Consider the following 18,939-nt stretch of genomic DNA (forward strand, 5'->3'; position numbering starts at 1 on the left):
ACGGTTTTAGACATTTAGCTATTTGACCATTTGGTTATTTAGCCATTGAAGGGCAGCCGGGGCATTCATCAATGAAACCAATAACCAAATGCACAAATGATCAAATTATCTGCGTCTGATCCACTGTTCGGGATTCTGTTTGGTAACCCCTTTCCAGATCTGCAGTTCCACTTCACCGGTGTTTTCGATATCGTTCACACTGGCGGTACCGATCACCTGGCCGGTTTTCACCATGTCTCCTTTCTTCACACGGGTAGTCTGCAAACGAACATAGGTTGTAAAGTATTGTCCGTGACGGATAATAATTACATAGCCGGAGCCGGGCATCACTACTACTGATTTCACTTCCCCGTCGAAGATGGATTTCACGGCGCCTCCTTTGGTGGTGGCGATCACGATACCGTCGGAAGGTACGGTGATATGTTCCATCACGGCGTGTTGGTGTATCCCGAAGTGTTCAATGATATTGCCGGCATCCACGGGCCAGGGCAGTTTACCACGGTTGGCCTCAAAGCTTTCGGACAGCGCCAGCGCTTCAGGGGTAGCTTCCAGCACGTTTTCACTACGGGCAGGAGCCGGTTTCGGAGGTTCCGGCGCAGGTTTGGGCGGTTCCGGTGTTGGCGCTGGCCTGGCCGGCGGGTTATTGGCGGCAGGATTGTTATTGGCGTTATTGGCAGCAGCAGCGGCGGCGGCATCGGCCTTCGCTTTCTCTGCGGCAGCCAGTGCGGCTTTGCGGGCTTCTTCTTCTCTTTTACGTTTTTCTTCGGCAGCTTTACGGCGGGCAGCTTCCTCTTCCATGGCCTTACGGCGCGCTTCTTCGATCTCACGGCGGATTACCGCACGGATGGCAGCCTGTACTTTCTGGGCATCTTTATTACGCTGATTGATATCCGCTACCAGCTCTTTCTCACGCCCTTTCAGCTTTGAGAGCACTTCGTCCTTCTCTTTCTTATCCTGTTCCAGGGTAGCGCGCTCGTCCTGCTCTGTCTTCAGCGCGTCGGCGCGTTTCAGGCGCTGGTTCTGGAGGCTCTGGATTTTCTGGTTCAGCTGGTCCTGGGTAGACAGGATATTATCGGCCTGACGGCGGCGGTATTCGCGGTATTGCTTGAGATATTGAAAACGTTTTACGGCATCGTTGAAGCTCTGGGCGGAAAACACAAAGTTCAGCATGTCGTAGGAAGAGCGGTTTTTGTAGGCATATACGACCAGCTGGGCGTACTGCGCTTTCAGGGTGTCGAGGTCTTTCTGCAGGGTTTTTACATCGCGGTTGGCGGTATTGATGTCCCCGTTGATGAAATTGATCTCGTCGTTGATATTATTGATCAGCCGGGTACGCAGGGTGATTTTGTCGCGCAGTGCGCGCAGCTGGCCCAGGCTTTCCTTGGTAGATTTTTTGGTATCCTTCAGCTGTTGATTGGCTTCTTCGATCTCTCTTTGCAGCTCTTTTTTCCTGCGCTCCAGTTCCTCCCGCGTCGGTTGCTGCTGGCTGGTATTCTGAGCCACCAGTATAGCCGGTAACAACCATATGATGCATACTAACGGGATAATCTTCTTCAAATACAACATGACTATTTTAAGTAACTGCAATTAAGTACCAAGGTTCAAGTATATAAACGATAAATATACAACGTTTATTAGTTTAATGAAGATGACATTTGCCGGGAAAATTAATTACATGCGTTTATAGCTCGCCGGCGTGCTGAACGGGAAGGTCAGCGGCACGTCAAAGTCATAGCGGGTAAAGTCCAGCGCAACTTTCGTCACACTTTTTTCTTCCACGAAAATACGGCGCACGGTGGGAAACATCCGGTTGGCCACTTTGGCATAGTCACCATAGGTAAGTTCGCAGGAGCGTTTGTTGGCAGTGGTGCTGTCGGCATCCATTACTTTGCTCTGCTGGAGGCCGTAGTCATCCGAAAATACGTTGAACAGGCTTATAAACCGGGGATTCCGGCAGCTGAAGGAGATAACGGAAGGCGTTTTCACGAGGCCGTAGACAGAGTCTGTCAGGTATACCGGGTTACCAATGAGCAGGTCTTGCAGGGTTTTAAAGTCAAACGGTATGTTCAGCAAATCTTCCGCATCAGCCATGCGTCGCAGGAAGAGCTGTTTCTCGAGCTTGTTGTAAAGCTTGAGGCTGTCGGGTGTGATAACGGCACGCATCACCTCATCGATGATGGGGGCGCTGACAGATATCCAGATGATACTGTCTTTTTTCATCCGGATGGTGGCTGTGAGGTTGTTGTGGCTTTTGCTTTCGTTTTCGAAAGCCAGCTTCATTCTGCCGGAGAAGGTGTTAAAGTCAATGTTATTACTGCGGATACCCTTCAGCATGTTGCTGATGAAGGCGTTCCGTTCTTCTGCGGAGGAGGTGTCCCGGTGGGCGGCCACCCTGCTGGTGTCTGTGGCCGGGAACGTGTTGCGTGACAGTTTTTTCGGGTGACGGCAGGCGGTGAAGGCCAGACCGGCTATTCCTATTAATAACAGTAGTGTTTTTTTCATGCAGCTATAAGCTTTTAGCGGTATCAGCGCTACCAACGGTGGTGTTGTCGGGCATTCCCGGCCGAACGCTATTGAATGTATTTTTTCTCTGCGATCTTACGGACAAGGCCTACAGAGGTAGCGCCTTTGTCTTTGGCTTTCTGCCAGTATTCCACCGCTTTTGTGACATCTTTCAGGTTAAACAGAATATCCCCGTAATGCTCGAGCACATTCGGATTCTGCTGTGCTTCGGGAAACTGCAGGGCTTTCTCTATCCAATGCCTGGCATCTTCGAACTTGTCCTGCCGGAACAGTATCCAGGCGTAGGTGTCCATGTAGGTAGGACTATCCGGTTCCAGTTCCAGGGACCGTTTAGACATTTCCGCGGCATGGTCCAGGTTTTCGCCGCGCAGTGACAGGTAATAACTGTAGTTGTTGAGTACCAGCGGATCGTCGGGCCGCAGCTGGAGCGCTTTTTCATAACTGCTGTCAGACTGCGGATGTTGTCCGGTAGCGTGATAAGCGTCTCCCAATAACGACTGTACGTCGGCCATAAATTTCTTTTCCCCGTTGCCTGTCTCCAGCGCTTTGGTCAGTGCGCCGATGGCAGCGGGATATTGTTGTAACAGGAAGCTGGCCACTCCTTTGAAGTAGTAGCCCATAAATTCCTGGGGGAATTTTTCTGTTACGGTGTTGCTGAGTGCCAGCAGCGCGTTGGGTTCTTCTTTACGGGAATAGATCCACATCAGCTGGTACCATACGGAGAAGCGGCTGGAGTCGAGGCTCAGCGCCCGGGTATAATTTTGCTGGGCGCTGTCCAGCATATCCGCCTGCGAGTACATGTCTCCTCTCAGGGCATATGCTTTGGCGTCTTTCGGATGCGCTTTTACGATCAGGGAAGTCAGCTCCAGGCCTTCTTCCACTTTCGTGGAATCCAGCTGCATCATCTGCAGATAAGGATACACGTAAGCCACTTTCTCATCGATGCTGTAGGAAGGATTGGCAAAGGCGCGGGTCAGGAAAGCCCAGTAGCCGGGCTTATCATTGTTCTTACGGGCGTAGGAAGCGAGGCCCAGCAACGCTCGGGCATTGTCAGGGTCTTTGCGCAGCACCTCCTGGTAGATGGCGGTGGCTTCCGTACCACGGTCATTGGCATCATACACTTCCGCCAGCAGGAAATAATAGCGCAGTTCCTGCGGATTGTTATCAATGAGTTTACGGATTTCGGCGGCTGCCGCATCCACCTGGCTCATTTTGAGTAACAGCCGTTGTTTTTGGTAAATGACTTCCTCCACCACCCCTGTTTTTTTCTCCAGCTGGCTGAATACAGCCAGGGCAGACGCCGGTTTGTTGGCTTTGGTGAGGAACATGGCTTTGTTGTACAGGTAGTCCTCATTTTCGGGGTAACGGACAGACAGTTTATCAAAGACAGCGGCAGCGCTGTCAAATTGTTCATTCACCGCAAAGGCATCCGCGAGGGTGATCTGAAACCAGTGGTTGTCCGGGTCCATAGCCGCCGCCCTGCGGGCGAAGCCGAGGGAGTAGCCGGGATTCTGGACTTCCATAAACAAACGGGCCAGTTCATAATAGACGGTGGGGTTATTCTTGTTTAACCGCAGGTAGTCGGAGTACTGGGTGATCGCCGTACGGAAATCCCCCAGCATTTTGGAGCGCTGGGCAGCAAAGAAAAGGCTGTCAGCCCGCTGCTCCAGCACAGCAGGGTCTTTGATCACGGCCTGATGGCGCAGCGTCTTTTTAGGCCCGCTGCACGCGCCTGTGATTAATATGCCGGCAATACCTATAACGGTTAAGAATACACGCATCTATCAGGATTTACCGGTATGACCGAAGCCTCCTTCACCGCGAACGGTTTCGTTCAGCACTTCCACGGGCTGCATTACGGCCTGTACGTAGGGAGCGATGATCATCTGGGCTATCCGGTCTCCGGGTTGTATCGTTTGTGGTTCGTTGGACAGGTTGATCATAATTACTTTGATCTCTCCCCTGTAATCAGCGTCGATGGTGCCAGGTGAATTGGGTATGGACAGGCCTTGTTTAAAAGCCAGGCCGCTGCGCGGACGGATCTGCGCCTCGTAACCGACAGGCAGTTCCATAAACAGGCCGGTAGGTACCAATACCCTTTCCAATGGCTGGAGCGTTAACGCTGTCTCCAGGTGTGCGCGCAGGTCCATACCCGCCGCTTGGTCCGTTGCATAAGACGGCAGTTCATTATCCGACTTATTGATGATTTTCACAATTATATCAGCCATTGAGCAAAGATACTTTTAAAAATTACGAATTACGAATTACGAATTACGAATCACAAACGGGGCTATTACTCAATAACTACTGCCTGAAAATGACGTCATCATTCGTAATTCGTAATTCGTAATTTATTGAGCGATTTTCTCCAATAATACGACGGCGTGTGCGGTAACGCCTTCCTCACGTCCGACGAAGCCCAGCTTTTCCGTTGTGGTGGCCTTTACAGATACGTCTTCCACTCCTACACGCAGTATTTCCGCAATGACAGCCTGCATCTGAGGTACATAAGACTTGATTTTAGGGGCCTGCAGGCACAGGGTGCTGTCCACATTCACCACACCATAACCTTTTTCGCCGATCAGCTGCGCACAGCGGGCCAGCAGTATCTTACTGTCGATATTCTTATAGGTATTGTCCGTATCCGGGAAATGCACGCCGATATCACCCAGCGACAGAGCGCCCAGCATGGCATCGCAGATAGCGTGCAACAGCACGTCTGCATCACTGTGCCCCAAAGCGCCTTTGTGGTGCGGCACCTTCACACCGCCCAGCCAGAAATCCCGGCCTTCCACCAGCTGATGAAAATCTACTCCCAGACCAATACGTATACTACTCATAGCTTATATTTTAGAATATTTATGCCAATGCGCAAGGTAAGGCTTTAAATATAAAAATCCCCCCGTTAAAAAACGGAGGGACCGGTTAATATTTTGGAATTTTGTTATTTAGAAATTTGATGGTGATGATCACCAGCCCGTTCTGCTTTCTTCATCGCGGCCACCCAGGTCAAACGTAAGGGTAAAGCGCAGCGTATTGGACAGCGGGTTACGTTGTATACCGGAGCCGGAGGGCACGAGGTAAGAAAAATTCAGACCGAAAATATCGTATTTGATGCCTATACCGGCCGTTACATACTTACGGTTGCCTTTGTATTTGTTTTCATTGAAATATCCCGCCCTTACTGCAAACATATTGTTGTACCAGTATTCTGCGCCTACGGAGAACATCACCTCCCGTAACTCCTCCTTCAAGCCGCCCGGTGCATCCCCAAAAGAGCTGAACATGCCCTGCAGTACGCCTTTTTCTTTGTATTCGCCGGTAGAATCCGGGGTAGGCACCAGCAACTTATTGACATCGAGCGCAAAAGTCAGCTGATTGGCTTCATCCAGCGCGAACGTATAGGCAGCGCCGAGGCCCAGGTTAGTAGGCAGGAAGTCCTTGTTCTGTGCGGAACTGGTATAAGAGATTTTAGTACCGATATTGGAAATGGACCCACCGAGGCTTAAACGGTTGGTGAGCCCGTCGTCTTTTTCAAACTCTTTGGTATAGAAGGCCGAAAGATCTGCTGCGAAAGCTTTCGCAGGACGGATCATGGCGCTTCCGTTGGACTGCCCGCCGGCCAGGTTGGAGTAGATATAACGGGCGGTTAATCCCATAGAGAAGTTATCGGACAATTTACGGGCATAACCGGCGTCGAGTGCGAACTCCCGCGGACGGAAATCCCCGAGGTCCTGGTTGGTGACATCCCTGAAATTGATGGTCCCTAATGAAAAATAACGCAGGGATGCTGAGATAGCCTGGTATTCGTCCAGCTTCGTGTATCCGCTGACTGTCGCCAGAAATACGTCGTTCACCAGTTCCTTCAGCCAGGGAGTGTAAGTAACAGCCACGCCTGCCTTTGCGTCAGCAAAAGGCAGCTTGGACAGGTTCCAGTAGATGGAAGAGGCGTCCGGCGCAATCGCCAGTCCCACATCACCCATAGCACCGCTTCTGGCGTCAGGCGTTATACGGAGAAAAGGCACCGCAGTATTGATTGTATTGGTACGGCCATCAATCTGGTCTGTGTTAATCTGTGCTGAGGTCTCAAAACTGCTGAAAGTACCGTATATGAACACAAGGCTCAAAGCTACCTTTCGGATCATGCAATGTTCGTATTTTGATAGGGTGTAAAAATAAACTTATTTATTAATATTAAAACGAAAAGGGGTTGATAAAGGGGATCATGTCAAATCTGCTCTCCCATACATAGGTTATAACAATACCATTTTTCCACCCAAAGCCCTGTTTTGACCATTACTGCCTATAATCAGCCGGTAGATATAAATGCCGGCGGGTAACCTTGCTCCTGAATCACCTCTGCCGTCCCAGGGGATTCCATCAAAACGGCTTGTTCCGGAAATTATTGTGCTACGCATTTTCTTTACCAATTTTCCATCCGTGGTAAATACCTGTAAATCCACCTGTAACTGTTGCCCCTGCTGGTTATGCAAAAAAGAGAACCTTGTTACGTCGTGAAAAGGATTGGGATAATTAACAACCTCCTCTACTGCTATTGATCCCGGTGCTGCAACTTTAAAGGCAATCGTTTTTACAGTGCTGTTGTTATAGGTGTCCCAGGCTTTAATGGTTATACGATGCGCTCCTGTTGGCAATCCGGTCAACTGAAAACGCACCTGTCCCTCCCGGTAATTATCCAAAGATGCTTCAAAATAATCATTTAAAATCAAATATTCTGAACTATCCAGTATCGCCACCAGGTGATGTGCCGGTTGACTGCCCGATATATTGATGCCGCTGCTGTCTGCCAGATCGATCATCAGCAACGGATCAGGGCCGGTCATATCCCCGCTGGTAAACGCTTTGCTGTCAAGCCATACTTTTACGCCGGGCCCTGTCACGTCGGCCGGCGCGCCGGGCAACATCCCTCCCGTAATAAATCCGTCAAAGTAACCACCTCCGTCTGCAGTGGCATTACTGGTGTAATAACTGATCTTCCCTTTGCCTTTACCATCCGGCAGGTCTGCCGGGACGGTGAAAGCAACGGTGAACCCGCCATTTGTAACAGTTTGCGTGCCTTTAAAGAGGACATTCTCCTGTACCTGAAAATCTACTGCGCGGCTGCGCGGATCGTTGCCCCGTGTACGGCGGGTAGCCGGCTGGCCATACACCGTTGTCGTCAGCGTACCGTTATAATCCTGCAACTTATTTCCCTGTGCGTCTTCAATATGCCCTTTAATGATACAATGCTGCAGCCCATTCAGGGTATCCGTTTCTGTTGTTACCCCGCGACCGTTGATGCTGTCTGTCACCACCCGCCACTGCGGGAAAGCCAGTCTCAGGGAAGGATCTCCCAGCAGCTGGAATTTGCGGTTGTTGATCACATCGCCGGAGGTACTGTAGGTTTTGTTCTTACCGTCCTGTATGGCTGCGCCTAACGTGCGCATGGAGCCATCTGCCTGCGGTGTGAAAGCAGCTTCCAGGTAATTGGCGTTCATGATGCGGTTGGAATTGGAGAAAACAGCCCTTGTGGTGGTCATCAGCGCAATGGCGCCACTTTGTTGTTGCAACAGCAATTGCGCTCCCAGGGAATGAATAGCCGGATCATCAAATGGCGCGAAATCGCAGGTGGCTGTAATCAACAACGGTAAGCGCTGTTCATTTTTCCACTCCTGCACGCTGTTCACGTCCATGATGGTTTCTTCAGCCAGGCGGTTGTAACTGCCATGACCGTTATAGTTAAGCACCAGCGTTCCTTTATTGATACTGTTATTCACGGCTTTGGTCACCTCCGGGGACCGTGTTCCGGCAGCAGTGCTTTCCTGGGGATAGGCGTCCACATATATTTTACCGATACCAGGGAGATGATTATTTTTTGCGATGATGTTACTCATCGCTTCGGCATCCTGCAGATGCAGGTTATCATCTTCATCATCGGCCAGTAACGTTACGCTGTTGCGCCACGGCCCGAAGGACCGGGGCTGCTGGTAACGGATGATTTTGTCCACCGCCGTCCGCGCTTCCGGGACAGTTCGCACAGGCAGCCGTCCGATACCGATGTCCAGCAGGTTGGATATGTCCGTTCGTGTGATATCTTCTGCATCGTCGAGGAACCCGAAAAAGTCATCCGATACATGGGAACGAATGGCATCCAGCGAGGCGTCGCTTTGCCAGGAGGGCACCAGGTTGGTATTATTTTTCACCCGCTGGCGGTAATCATAGGAGGCGGCGCCGAACAGCAGCAGGTATTTTGGCCGGGTGCCACGGTCGTAATGCATTTTCACATAATCCCTGATGGCGGTGGGATCCGGCGTGCCGGAGGCAAATTCATTGAATACCTGGGCGGTGGTGACCACGGCCACGCTCAGCCCGTCGTGGGAGCGGCGCCAGGCGGCGAGGCGTTCTGCTTCCGCCAGGAAGGCTTCGTGCGTTACGATCAGCAGCGTTGCTCCCGGCTGGCCGTGCAGGTCCTGGTTGGGCACTGCCCCACCGGCCACCGGGCGCAGGGCCGCTCCGGAGTTAAAGGCAATGTATTCCCGCAGCGGCCCGGCATCTCCCGTAAAAGTGAGGGTATCGGCCTGCAGGCGGGCAGCCATGGCCAGCGGCCGCAGCGGATCTGTAACGTCCCATACCTGCGTTTGTGCCGTAGCATTGGCCAGGAAGTACTGCGTACGGCCGTTCACCGTGACGTTGCGGAAGTCCAGCTGCCCTCCGGCAGGCAACCGCAACGGACAGGCCGCCATCAGCTCCAGGTAGTCCAGCCACCCTTTGGCGTTCAGGTCTCCCGGCTGGAAAGTTACCGCCGCCGTCACCGCATCACCGGCGACGGTAGCGGCGCCGGTGGCATAGGCCGCAATGGCGTAGGATTCGAAGACGCTGCTGCCGGCGGGCAACAGGTAGGCGCTGGCGGCGGCGGCGCCGTTAAGGCTTACGCCGAAGTTGCTGCCGGCCGCGCCACGGGCGGCCACCCTAAACCCTACGGTGACGGGGCCAGCGGGCGGTCCGGGCAGGGAAAAACTGTAAGAACGGCTGGTTCCAGCCACTTTGCTGAATTCCTGTCCCCACCACTGTTTGCCACTACTGAGGAAGTTCAGGCTGTCGCGTTCATAAAAAGTATGGTAATCAAAGGAGTACGTCTTGCCTGCGGCGGGCTGTATGTTATTATCCTGTACAATGCGGGCGCCGTTGCCGCCTACCGTCAGAAAATAGGTAGCTGCGTCGCTGTAAAGATTGTACTGGTGCACGAAGCCGGGCCGCAGCGGGTCCCACTGCCAGCGGTGAGGGCCGGGCGTATAAAAAAGCAGGTAGTCATCGCCGTCCAGCTGGCCGTCTCCCCCGTCCTGCACCCGGAGCGATACTTCCGGCAGGTCGTCGTAGCGGGGCCCGGCGTTCGGCTCGGGCAGCAGCTGACCACCGGTACCGAACAGGCGTATGCCGGCGGAGGCCAGTTGCCGGGTATCCACGCCCAGCTGACGCAGCAGGGGCAGGTCAATTTTATAGACGCCGGGGGCCGTCACTGACAGTTTATACCAGTGGCCCGATGCCAGTACGCTGTGGTCTTTGTAGGTCCGGGGAACAGTCGGTTCAACAGCGCTGCTGTAGTGATACAGAAAAATTAACAGGAGCGCCGGAAAAATATTCGAAGGTTTCATTATCTTGATAGCCCTTTTCCATCCTTCCTGAAAGGCCGGTGTAATGTAGAGAAAATATAGGATAAAAATTTGAAATATATCTCTTAATTTTCGCTGCTGTCCTGTCCTTGGTTGATGCCGGGGATTGATCGGATGAAGGTAAATTACAAATTAATTTTTTTCGCCATAAAATAAAAAAGATTACATTTGCGTTTACTGTAAATATAATCGACTAAAGCTGTATCGCATGCGTAGATTAACCTCTTTATCATTGCTCGTAGGTACCGGCGTAATGCTATCCATGACTGCCTGTAACAAGAAGGACGGTGGAGGACTTTTCGGCAAAAAGAAAGAAGTTTCCTCTGCTACCGGCTGGAACTATAACGACCAGAAAATGGGCGGTTTCAGTGTAGCCAAGAATAAAAACCAGCAAACCGGACCGGGTCTTGTGTTTGTACAGGGCGGTACTTTTGCCATGGGTGCCACTGAGCAGGATGTAATGGGCGACTGGAACAACATTCCACGTCGTATTACAGTTTCCTCTTTTTACATCGATGAATCAGAAGTAGCCAACGTACACTATCGCGAATACCTGTTCTGGCTCGCCCGTGTTTATGGAGAGTCTTTCCCGGACGTATACCGCAACGCGCTGCCGGACACCCTGGTATGGCGTAGTGAACTGGCCTATAACGAGCCGCTGGTGGAGTATTACTTCCGCCACCCTGCCTATAACGACTATCCGGTGGTGGGCGTTACCTGGAAACAGGCGACCGACTACTGTAAATGGCGTTCCAACCGTGTCAACGAGAAGCTGCTGATGGACAAAGGCCTGCTTTCCAAAGCAGACATCACCAACCAGTCAGACGACAATACATTTGATACCAAAGCCTACAGCGCCGGCCTGTATGAAGGTACTCCGGGCAAAATGTCCAAAAGCACCAAAGACCAGTTCAAAAACCCGGACGGCACGCCGCGTACTGTCCAGTTTGAAGACGGTATCATGCTGCCGAACTACCGCCTGCCCACAGAAGCAGAATGGGAATACGCCGCACTGGGTTATATCGGCCAGAACCCCGGCCCTTCCAAAAAAGAAGGTAAACACGGGGAAGAGCTGATCATGAACAAACAGGTATATTCCTGGGGCACCAACACCAGTGGTCTGCGCGACATCCGCCGCGGTACCATGCAGGGTCAGTTCCTGGCCAACTTCAAGCGTGGTTCCGGTGATAACATGGGTGTGGCCGGTGGTCTGAACGACCGTGCGTCCATCCCTGGTCCTACCCGCTCCTTCTACCCCAACACTTTCGGCATCTATAATATGTCCGGTAACGTGTCCGAATGGGTACTGGACGTTTACAGGCCACTCAACCCGATCGATGGTGAAGACTTTAACTACTTCCGTGGTAACAAATTCCAGACGGTATACCAGAACGAAAACAAAGAGTTCGAAAAAGACAGCCTGGGCCACCTGAAAATGCGTGATGTGACCGACGAAGAAAGTGCTAACCGCCTCAACTATCAGAAAGGCGACGTGATCAACTACCTCGATGGTGACTCCCTCTCCCAGGTGGAATACGGTTATGGTATCACTACCCTGATCAACGACAAATCACATGTGGTGAAAGGTGGTAGCTGGAACGACCGCGCTTACTGGCTCTCCCCCGGCACACGCCGTTACATGCAGGAAGACATGGCCACCAACACCGTAGGCTTCCGTTGCGCTATGGACCGTGTGGGCAGCCCTGAAGGCAATAAGTTCAAGACAGGTAACCTGTTCAAGAAACAAAGACAGAAGCGCTAGTTCACGCAAAGAACGCTAAGGAGCAAAGAACACAAAGATTTTTTAAGTTTTAAATAAGAAAATAAGAAGGGGCGAAGATCAAATTGATCTTCGCCCCTTCTTATTTTCTTATTTAACCTATTCGGTCTTTGCTTCTCTGCTTACTTACGCTTCTTTGCGTGACCAGAGTTCCAGTATCTCTTCCGTGTGATTCTTAGTGTCCGGTTTTTTGATGATATGATCAATCACCCCTTTCTCATTGATCAGGAAAGTGGTCCGGTGAATGCCATCATACTTCCGGCCCATCATCTGCTTTTCGCCCCAAACACCGTACTGGTTCACGATCTTATGATCATCATCCGCCAGCAGGGTAAAAGGCAGTTCATATTTTTCGATGAACTTCAGATGGCTTTGTTCGCTGTCAGTGCTGACACCGATCACTTCATATCCTTTTTTCGTCAGTGCGCTGTAGTTGTCGCGCAGGTTGCAGGCCTGGGCGGTGCAACCGGGCGTCATATCTTTCGGATAAAAGTAAAGCACCACACGCTTTCCTTTCAGGTCCGTCAGTGATACGGTCTTTCCGTGCTGGTCTTTGCCTTTGAATACCGGCGCTTTGTCGCCTTCCTTTAAGTTTACCATATCGTATTTTTTAACTTTAAAAATCAACGTTTGAAAGACAGGCGATAGCTGCCTTCATTGCCTGCAACATCGGTCACTTTCATCACGAGGATGTGGTTGCCCGGCGGGCAATGTTCATCAAATGTGTAGGTGAGCACGTTGCCTTTGCGGGAAAACATCACCCACTGGCCATCCAGCTCTCCGCGGAAATCTTTGATACCGCTGGCATCGCTCATCACGAAAGAAAGTTTGGTGGCTTTGGACAGGTTGGCGCCGGGTTTTACCGCTACAGGCGTTACTTTGGGCGCTGCCGTATCTATTTCAAGGTGGAAGTTGCCAAAATCGCGGAAGGTCCCTTTGTACCAGCTGTCTTCTTTTACCGTGGCGGAGGTATTGCTGCTGCCCAGTCCTTCCCGTACCATCACCACTTTGGGCTGCAGGTATTCCGGGATTGTTTTCGTGGGCTTCAGCCGTACATCGAAGAAATCGTGTACCGGTACCTGCGGCGTATGCAGCCGGTAGATATTGGAATAGAATTTAGGGGAGGTGGCGGCCACTTCCTGGTAGTTGAAACAGATCTGGTCGTACAGCGCTCTTTCGTCTACATAAAATTCCACCTGGTTATTTTCAAAAATATTGCGGGAGTCGGGATACATGGGATTGGCGCAGGTTTTCTCCGGCGCTTCGTCTCCGCTCTGCTGCAGGTTGAGCTTCACGGTGGAGGTATTGCCGTAGGCATCTTTTACCAGCAGTTTCACTTCATGTACCTCGCCGTCTGACAGGTTGATGATGCCTTCGCCCTTCAGATCGTGGTAGATGCCGAGTTCGTTGCCCGGCAGGGAGAACAGCAGCTGGAGGTAAGGCCCGTTGGCCTTTTTCACTTTATAGTCGATATGTGCGTTCAGGTAACGGGTTTCGTCGTACCCGATGTCATCCAGCTGGAAGTCGATATCCGGCACGCCGTTGTTGTACATGAACACCTCGTAGATACCGTAGGTATTGGGCACATTGTTCATGCGGTCGATGGCGTTGATGCCCAGTCCCGCTTTGTGCGCCCTTACTTTCACTATTGGCTGGGCGGTGGTGTAGTGGTCTCCCACTTTTTTCACCGGGAGTATCATGGGTTGTTGTTCGTAGATGCTTTTGTCTCTATCGTAGATGGCTATACGATAAACATCCGGCGGGCGGGTATCTGCGATGTTAAAGCCGAACAGCAGTGGGTTCAGCGGTTTCTCGGTCTGTGTATTCCTGATTTCGAAGTGCAGGTGCGGGCCGGCAGATCCGCCGGTATTGCCGCTCCAGGCTACAAAGTCGCCTTTTTTTACCGGGAACATATTTGCCGGGATGGACAGGTCGCTGGACCAGCTTTCATTGGCGTATTGCTGCTTTTTCACATACGCCTGCAAAGCCGGGAAAAAGGCGTTCAGGTGCGCATATACCGTCGTATAACCATTGGGGTGGGTGATGTACAACACGTTGCCAAAGCCGGTATGCGAAACGCCGATACGGCTTACGTAGCCATCTGCCGCGGCATGTACCGCCATGTTTTCACGCTGCTGGGTTTTGATATCCATGCCGGAGTGGAAGTGGTTGGGTCGGAGTTCACCGAAGTTACCTGCCAGTTCTATAGGGATTTCCAGGGGATTTCTGAAATAGCCTTTTGGGTAATTCTTTTCGGGAACGGATTGTGCCTGTAATAAATGCGGTAGTAAGCAAAATAAGCCGATGACTCTCTTCATAATATGCAATGGTAGAAAAAAAATAGGAATTGACAGACGTAATTTCTTCCGTACATTAGATGCCGCAAAACAAGTATATCCTACATGTCTATCCTGGTATCACAACTGAGTAAGGTCTATGGCGAACAGCGGGCGGTGGACGCTGTTTCCTTCGAACTGAAGAAGGGGGAAATCACCGGTTTCCTGGGCCCTAACGGGGCGGGGAAGTCCACCACGATGAAAATGATCACCGGTTTTCTGCCCCCTACCAGCGGTAGCGCCAGTGTGTGCGGGTATGACATTGTGCGCCAGTCGCTCGAAGTACGCAAACGAGTAGGATACCTTCCGGAATCCAACCCGCTGTACTACGACATGTATGTTAAGGAGTTCCTGGAGTTTGTGGCCGGCGTGCATCAGCTGGGTAAAACCGGTGCTGAGCGTATCCGCAAAGTGATTGACATGACCGGCTTACTGCCGGAGAGCCGCAAAAAGATCGGGGCGTTGTCCAACGGCTATAAACAGCGGGTGGGGCTGGCACAGGCCCTGTTGCACGACCCCGAGGTGCTGATCCTGGATGAGCCTACCACCGGGCTGGACCCTAACCAGCTGGCCGATATCCGGCAGCTGATCAAAGACCTGGGGACCGACAAGACCGTGATCCTGTCTACCCATATTATGCAGGAAGTAGAAGCGCTCTGCGGACGGGTGATCATCATCAACAAAGGGAAAATAGTGGCAGACGACCAGCTGGCCAACCTCCAGCAGCAAAACGCCGCTGGCGGCTACCTGCAGGTGGCTTTCGGCGAGCCTGCCACCGAAGCCGAACTGTTGCAGATACCCGGCGTTTCCCGGGTAGCCGCCCTGGAAAGTAACACCTGGCAGCTGTATACCAGCGAGGTAGACATTGTGCGAAAAAACCTGTTACAATTTGCTTTGATTAATAACCGGAACATCCTTTCTTTGCAGAGCAATTCACAAAGCCTGGAATCTATTTTCCGGGAAATAACAAAGCGTGTGGAACCGATGGGTGAAACGCCCGCTGCTAACCGCTAATAGCTAACAATTATAACTTTCGAATTATGAGTACCATTTCAGCAATCCATGCCAGGCAGATCCTCGATAGCCGCGGTAATCCTACAATTGAGGTAGACGTAACCACCGAAGACGGTCATTTCGGCCGTGCTGCCGTTCCTTCCGGCGCTTCTACCGGTAAACACGAAGCCGTAGAACTGCGCGACAACGATAAGAGCGTTTATGGCGGAAAAGGCGTACTGCAAGCTATTAAAAACGTAAACGAAATCATCGCAGAAGAGCTGATCGGCTGGGAAGTGACCGACCAGGCAGGTATTGACAAATTGCTGATTTCCCTGGACGGAACCCCCAATAAAGCCAAACTGGGCGCTAACGCTACCCTGGCGGTGAGCATGGCCGTAGCCAAAGCAGCAGCAGAAGAATGCAACCAACCCCTGTACCGCTACCTCGGCGGCGTAAACGCATTCACCCTGCCTATTCCCCTGATGAACATCGTAAACGGTGGTGCACACGCGGACAATAAAATTGATTTCCAGGAGTTTATGATCGTTCCGATCGGCGCTGCCACTTTCTCCGAAGGTCTCCGCTGGGGCGTGGAAGTGTTCCACAAACTGAAATCCGTACTGAAAGGCAAAGGCTACAGCACCAACGTGGGTGACGAAGGCGGTTTTGCTCCTGAAATCCAGAGCAACGAAGAAGCTATCGAAACTGTACTGGAAGCCATCAAAGCAGCCGGTTACACCCCGGGCGAGCAGATCGCTATTGCCCTGGACGCCGCCAGCAGCGAGATGTACAACGAAGAAACCAAAAAATACAAGTTCTATAAGAGCTCCCAGAAAGAAATCACCAGCGATGAAATGGTGGCTTACTGGACAGAATGGTGCAGCAAATACCCCATCGTTTCCATCGAAGACGGTATGGCTGAAGACGACTGGGACGGCTGGAAAAAACTGACCGAAGCTGTAGGCAGCCGCGTACAGCTGGTAGGCGACGACCTGTTCGTAACCAACGTAAAACGCCTGAAAGAAGGTATCGATAAACACATCGGCAACAGCATCCTGATCAAAGTAAACCAGATCGGTACTGTCACCGAAACTATCGATGCGGTGAACATGGCCCACAAAGCAGGTTACACCTCTATCATGAGCCACCGCTCCGGCGAAACTGAAGATACTACCATCGCTGACCTCGCAGTAGCGCTGAACTGCGGCCAGATCAAAACCGGTTCTGCTTCCCGCACCGACCGTATGGCCAAATACAACCAGCTGCTCCGCATCGAGGAAGAACTGGGTGAAGTAGCGATCTATCCTACTAACGCCATGAGCGTAAAAAAATAACACCTGATATTTAGGGATTTTTTGATTTACGATTTTGGAATTTAAAATGCTGCGACGATCCGCTTCGGTTAAATTCCAAAATCGTAAATCAAAAAATCCCTAAATTGCATTATGTCTTTTCTGAAATCCATAAAACTGCCTCGCTACGTAAAGAACAAGTTCTTTATCACGACCCTTGCGTTCGTTATATGGATCGCCTTCCTGGACAAGACCAACCTCATGTACCAATACCAGTTCCAGTCAGAAGTCAATAAGCTGGAAGACCAGAAAGAGTTCTTCATCAAAGAAATCAAACAAACCCGCGAAGAACAACAGGAGCTGCTGTCCAGCCCTGAGAAACTGGAGAAATTCGCCCGTGAGAAATACTATATGAAAAAAGATAATGAAGACCTGTTCATTATAAGCCCCGCTCCCCAGCAATAATTGGTCCCCATCCCCTTGCAGATCGCAAAAATTTATCTTAAATTAACAATACATTGCACCTTTCTGTCGTTATAAAGTAGGATACAATTCTCTTATCAAATCTATATTGCATGAGTAATTTTACACTATCTACCCTCTCCAACCTGTGTCTTGTTACTGATAGCGATCTCAGACGTTCACAACAGGAAGCTTCATTGACCCGGGAAGAGCAGGCTTGTTTCGAAGACACCAAAGCCGTCCTCGACACCGTTCGTTTTTCTCCCAGGGCCGCCACGCTCCGGCTGATCTTTGATTACGCTGCCAGCAAGCCGGAAAAGCCATAATCCGGCAACACTTGTACTGACTTTACTGCCTGTCGATCGTACTGCAAGCTCCACGTGCAGTTATCGGCTCATTTTTCCTATTTTTACGGCATGACCAAAAAAGAGCGTTTTGCATTCGTTATCAGCTATTTCGAGCAACATGCACCTAATGCCGAAACAGAACTGATTTATGATAATCCTTACCAGCTGCTGGTAGCCGTGATCCTCTCCGCCCAATGTACCGACAAACGGGTGAACCTGACCACTCCCGCCATCTTTGAACGTTACCCGGATATGGAAGCGCTCAGCCACGCCACCTTTGACGAGCTGTTTCCCCTGATCCGCAGTATCAGTTATCCTAACAATAAAACCAAACACCTGATCGGAATGGCTCAGATGGTTATGGAGGACTTCAACGGTGAAATACCGGATACCGTGGCCGAGCTGGTAAAACTGCCCGGCGTGGGGCGTAAAACCGCCAACGTGATCACCTCCGTAGTACACCAGCAACCCAATATGGCCGTGGACACGCACGTATTCAGGGTAGCCGCCCGCATAGGCCTTACCACCAATGCCAAAACGCCCTTGCAGACAGAGCTGCAGCTGCTGAAACACATCCCGAAAGAAAAGGTGTATATCGCCCATCACTGGCTGATCCTGCATGGCCGCTATATCTGCGTGGCCCGGAATCCCAAATGCGGCGAATGTGGCCTGCGGCCGGCATGTAAATACTATCAGCAAATCATAAAAGCACAATAACAATCATATATTCAGTATAGCTAAATCTTCCGTATGCGCCCATTCCTGACTGCCAGCTGGCGGAATCTGCTGATGCTCAATTTTGCTGCAGATGCCAACACGCTGCGGCCATACCTCCCGGCTCACACCGAACCGGACACCTTTAACAATATCCATTATATCAGCCTCGTCGGCTTCCTCTTCCAGGACACGAAAGTCAAAGGCATCGGCTTTCCCGGTCACCGCACGTTCGAGGAAGTGAACCTCCGTTTTTACGTCCGCTATAAAGACCAGGGCCAATGGAAGCGCGGCGTAGTGTTTATCCGGGAGCTGGTACCCAAACCGCTGATCACGCTGGTAGCCAATACGCTCTACAAGGAAAACTACGCCACCCACCGGATGCGCCACCAATGGGCGCAGCCGGATGCCGACACCCTCCATGTACAGTACGAATGGGAAGTGGCCGGCCAGATGAATTTCCTGAAAGCCACCGCCGCAGCCACCCCCCGCCCACTTGAGGAAGGCAGCGAAGCTGCTTTTATCACCGAGCATTACTGGGGTTATACCCGGCTGGACCATCGTACTACCGGTGAATATGAAGTAAGCCACCCGAAGTGGGACCTTCATCCGGTGATCGACTACGACTACCGGTGCCATGCTTCCCGGTTGTATGGGCCGGCCTTTGGCCCGATACTCGAACAGGCCCCCTTGTCGGCCCTCCTGGCCAATGGCTCTCCCATCGCAGTGATGCATGGCCGCAAGCTGCGCTCCTGAGCCATGGGAAACCCGTTCCGTTTTTTTCTTCCATCATAAATTTCTGCAACGATTTACAATAAT

General features: G+C 51.5%; 16 protein-coding genes. 7 read left to right on the plus strand and 9 right to left on the minus strand.

Annotated features, from left to right (window positions below; all coding sequences use genetic code 11):
- Window positions 1-105 precede the first annotated feature (105 nt).
- The 7 genes from HF324_RS31705 to porU form a co-directional block, all read right to left on the minus strand.
- Window positions 106-1,557 carry a murein hydrolase activator EnvC family protein gene (locus HF324_RS31705; protein ID WP_168807650.1) on the minus strand — a complete coding sequence of 484 codons (1,452 nt, stop codon included), beginning with the start codon at window positions 1,555-1,557 and terminating at the stop codon, window positions 106-108.
- Between the two features lie 114 nt (window positions 1,558-1,671).
- Complete coding sequence (lolB1, locus tag HF324_RS31710) at window positions 1,672-2,502, minus strand: lipoprotein insertase outer membrane protein LolB1 (RefSeq protein WP_168807653.1); 831 nt, start codon at window positions 2,500-2,502, stop codon at window positions 1,672-1,674.
- 68 nt (window positions 2,503-2,570) lie between these two features.
- The gene (locus tag HF324_RS31715; protein ID WP_168807655.1) at window positions 2,571-4,304 is read right to left on the minus strand and encodes a tetratricopeptide repeat protein; all 1,734 of its coding nucleotides are present in this window, start codon (window positions 4,302-4,304) and stop codon (window positions 2,571-2,573) included.
- A gap of 3 nt (window positions 4,305-4,307) precedes the next feature.
- Complete coding sequence (gene dut / locus HF324_RS31720) at window positions 4,308-4,751, minus strand: dUTP diphosphatase (RefSeq protein WP_168807657.1); 444 nt, start codon at window positions 4,749-4,751, stop codon at window positions 4,308-4,310.
- Window positions 4,752-4,874: 123 nt separating this feature from the next.
- On the minus strand, window positions 4,875-5,363 hold the full coding sequence (gene ispF, locus HF324_RS31725) for a 2-C-methyl-D-erythritol 2,4-cyclodiphosphate synthase (protein ID WP_168807658.1): 489 nt from the start codon (window positions 5,361-5,363) through the stop codon (window positions 4,875-4,877).
- 129 nt (window positions 5,364-5,492) lie between these two features.
- Window positions 5,493-6,668: a type IX secretion system outer membrane channel protein PorV gene (porV, locus tag HF324_RS31730; RefSeq protein ID WP_168807661.1), complete on the minus strand. Its 1,176-nt coding sequence runs from the start codon at window positions 6,666-6,668 to the stop codon at window positions 5,493-5,495.
- Window positions 6,669-6,776: 108 nt separating this feature from the next.
- Complete coding sequence (porU, locus tag HF324_RS31735; protein ID WP_168861616.1) at window positions 6,777-10,175, minus strand: type IX secretion system sortase PorU; 3,399 nt, start codon at window positions 10,173-10,175, stop codon at window positions 6,777-6,779.
- A gap of 226 nt (window positions 10,176-10,401) precedes the next feature.
- Between porU and HF324_RS31740 the strand changes: the two genes are divergently transcribed.
- Window positions 10,402-11,955 carry an SUMF1/EgtB/PvdO family nonheme iron enzyme gene (locus HF324_RS31740; protein WP_168807671.1) on the plus strand — a complete coding sequence of 518 codons (1,554 nt, stop codon included), beginning with the start codon at window positions 10,402-10,404 and terminating at the stop codon, window positions 11,953-11,955.
- Between the two features lie 144 nt (window positions 11,956-12,099).
- Here the strand turns inward: HF324_RS31740 and bcp are convergent, their stop codons facing one another.
- Complete coding sequence (gene bcp, locus HF324_RS31745; protein WP_168861617.1) at window positions 12,100-12,573, minus strand: thioredoxin-dependent thiol peroxidase; 474 nt, start codon at window positions 12,571-12,573, stop codon at window positions 12,100-12,102.
- 23 nt (window positions 12,574-12,596) lie between these two features.
- Window positions 12,597-14,291 carry a peptidoglycan DD-metalloendopeptidase family protein gene (locus tag HF324_RS31750; protein ID WP_168807673.1) on the minus strand — a complete coding sequence of 565 codons (1,695 nt, stop codon included), beginning with the start codon at window positions 14,289-14,291 and terminating at the stop codon, window positions 12,597-12,599.
- Window positions 14,292-14,375: 84 nt separating this feature from the next.
- Here HF324_RS31750 and gldA point away from each other — a divergent pair, with 84 nt between their 5' ends.
- From gldA to HF324_RS31780, 6 genes are all read left to right on the plus strand, one after another.
- Window positions 14,376-15,323, plus strand: a complete 948-nt coding sequence (gene gldA, locus HF324_RS31755; RefSeq protein WP_168807674.1) for a gliding motility-associated ABC transporter ATP-binding subunit GldA — start codon at window positions 14,376-14,378, stop codon at window positions 15,321-15,323.
- Between the two features lie 26 nt (window positions 15,324-15,349).
- On the plus strand, window positions 15,350-16,639 hold the full coding sequence (eno, locus tag HF324_RS31760; RefSeq protein ID WP_168861618.1) for a phosphopyruvate hydratase: 1,290 nt from the start codon (window positions 15,350-15,352) through the stop codon (window positions 16,637-16,639).
- Window positions 16,640-16,750: 111 nt separating this feature from the next.
- Complete coding sequence (locus HF324_RS31765; protein WP_168807677.1) at window positions 16,751-17,062, plus strand: FtsB family cell division protein; 312 nt, start codon at window positions 16,751-16,753, stop codon at window positions 17,060-17,062.
- A gap of 110 nt (window positions 17,063-17,172) precedes the next feature.
- Window positions 17,173-17,385, plus strand: a complete 213-nt coding sequence (locus HF324_RS31770) for a hypothetical protein (RefSeq protein ID WP_168807678.1) — start codon at window positions 17,173-17,175, stop codon at window positions 17,383-17,385.
- A 90-nt stretch (window positions 17,386-17,475) separates the two neighbouring features.
- A complete protein-coding gene (gene nth, locus HF324_RS31775; RefSeq protein ID WP_168807680.1) occupies window positions 17,476-18,123 on the plus strand; it encodes an endonuclease III in 648 nt (215 codons plus the stop codon).
- A gap of 33 nt (window positions 18,124-18,156) precedes the next feature.
- Window positions 18,157-18,876 carry a YqjF family protein gene (locus HF324_RS31780; protein WP_168807682.1) on the plus strand — a complete coding sequence of 240 codons (720 nt, stop codon included), beginning with the start codon at window positions 18,157-18,159 and terminating at the stop codon, window positions 18,874-18,876.
- Window positions 18,877-18,939 lie beyond the last annotated feature (63 nt).

This window comes from Chitinophaga oryzae (assembly GCF_012516375.2).
Taxonomy (GTDB): Bacteria; Bacteroidota; Bacteroidia; order Chitinophagales; family Chitinophagaceae; genus Chitinophaga; species Chitinophaga oryzae.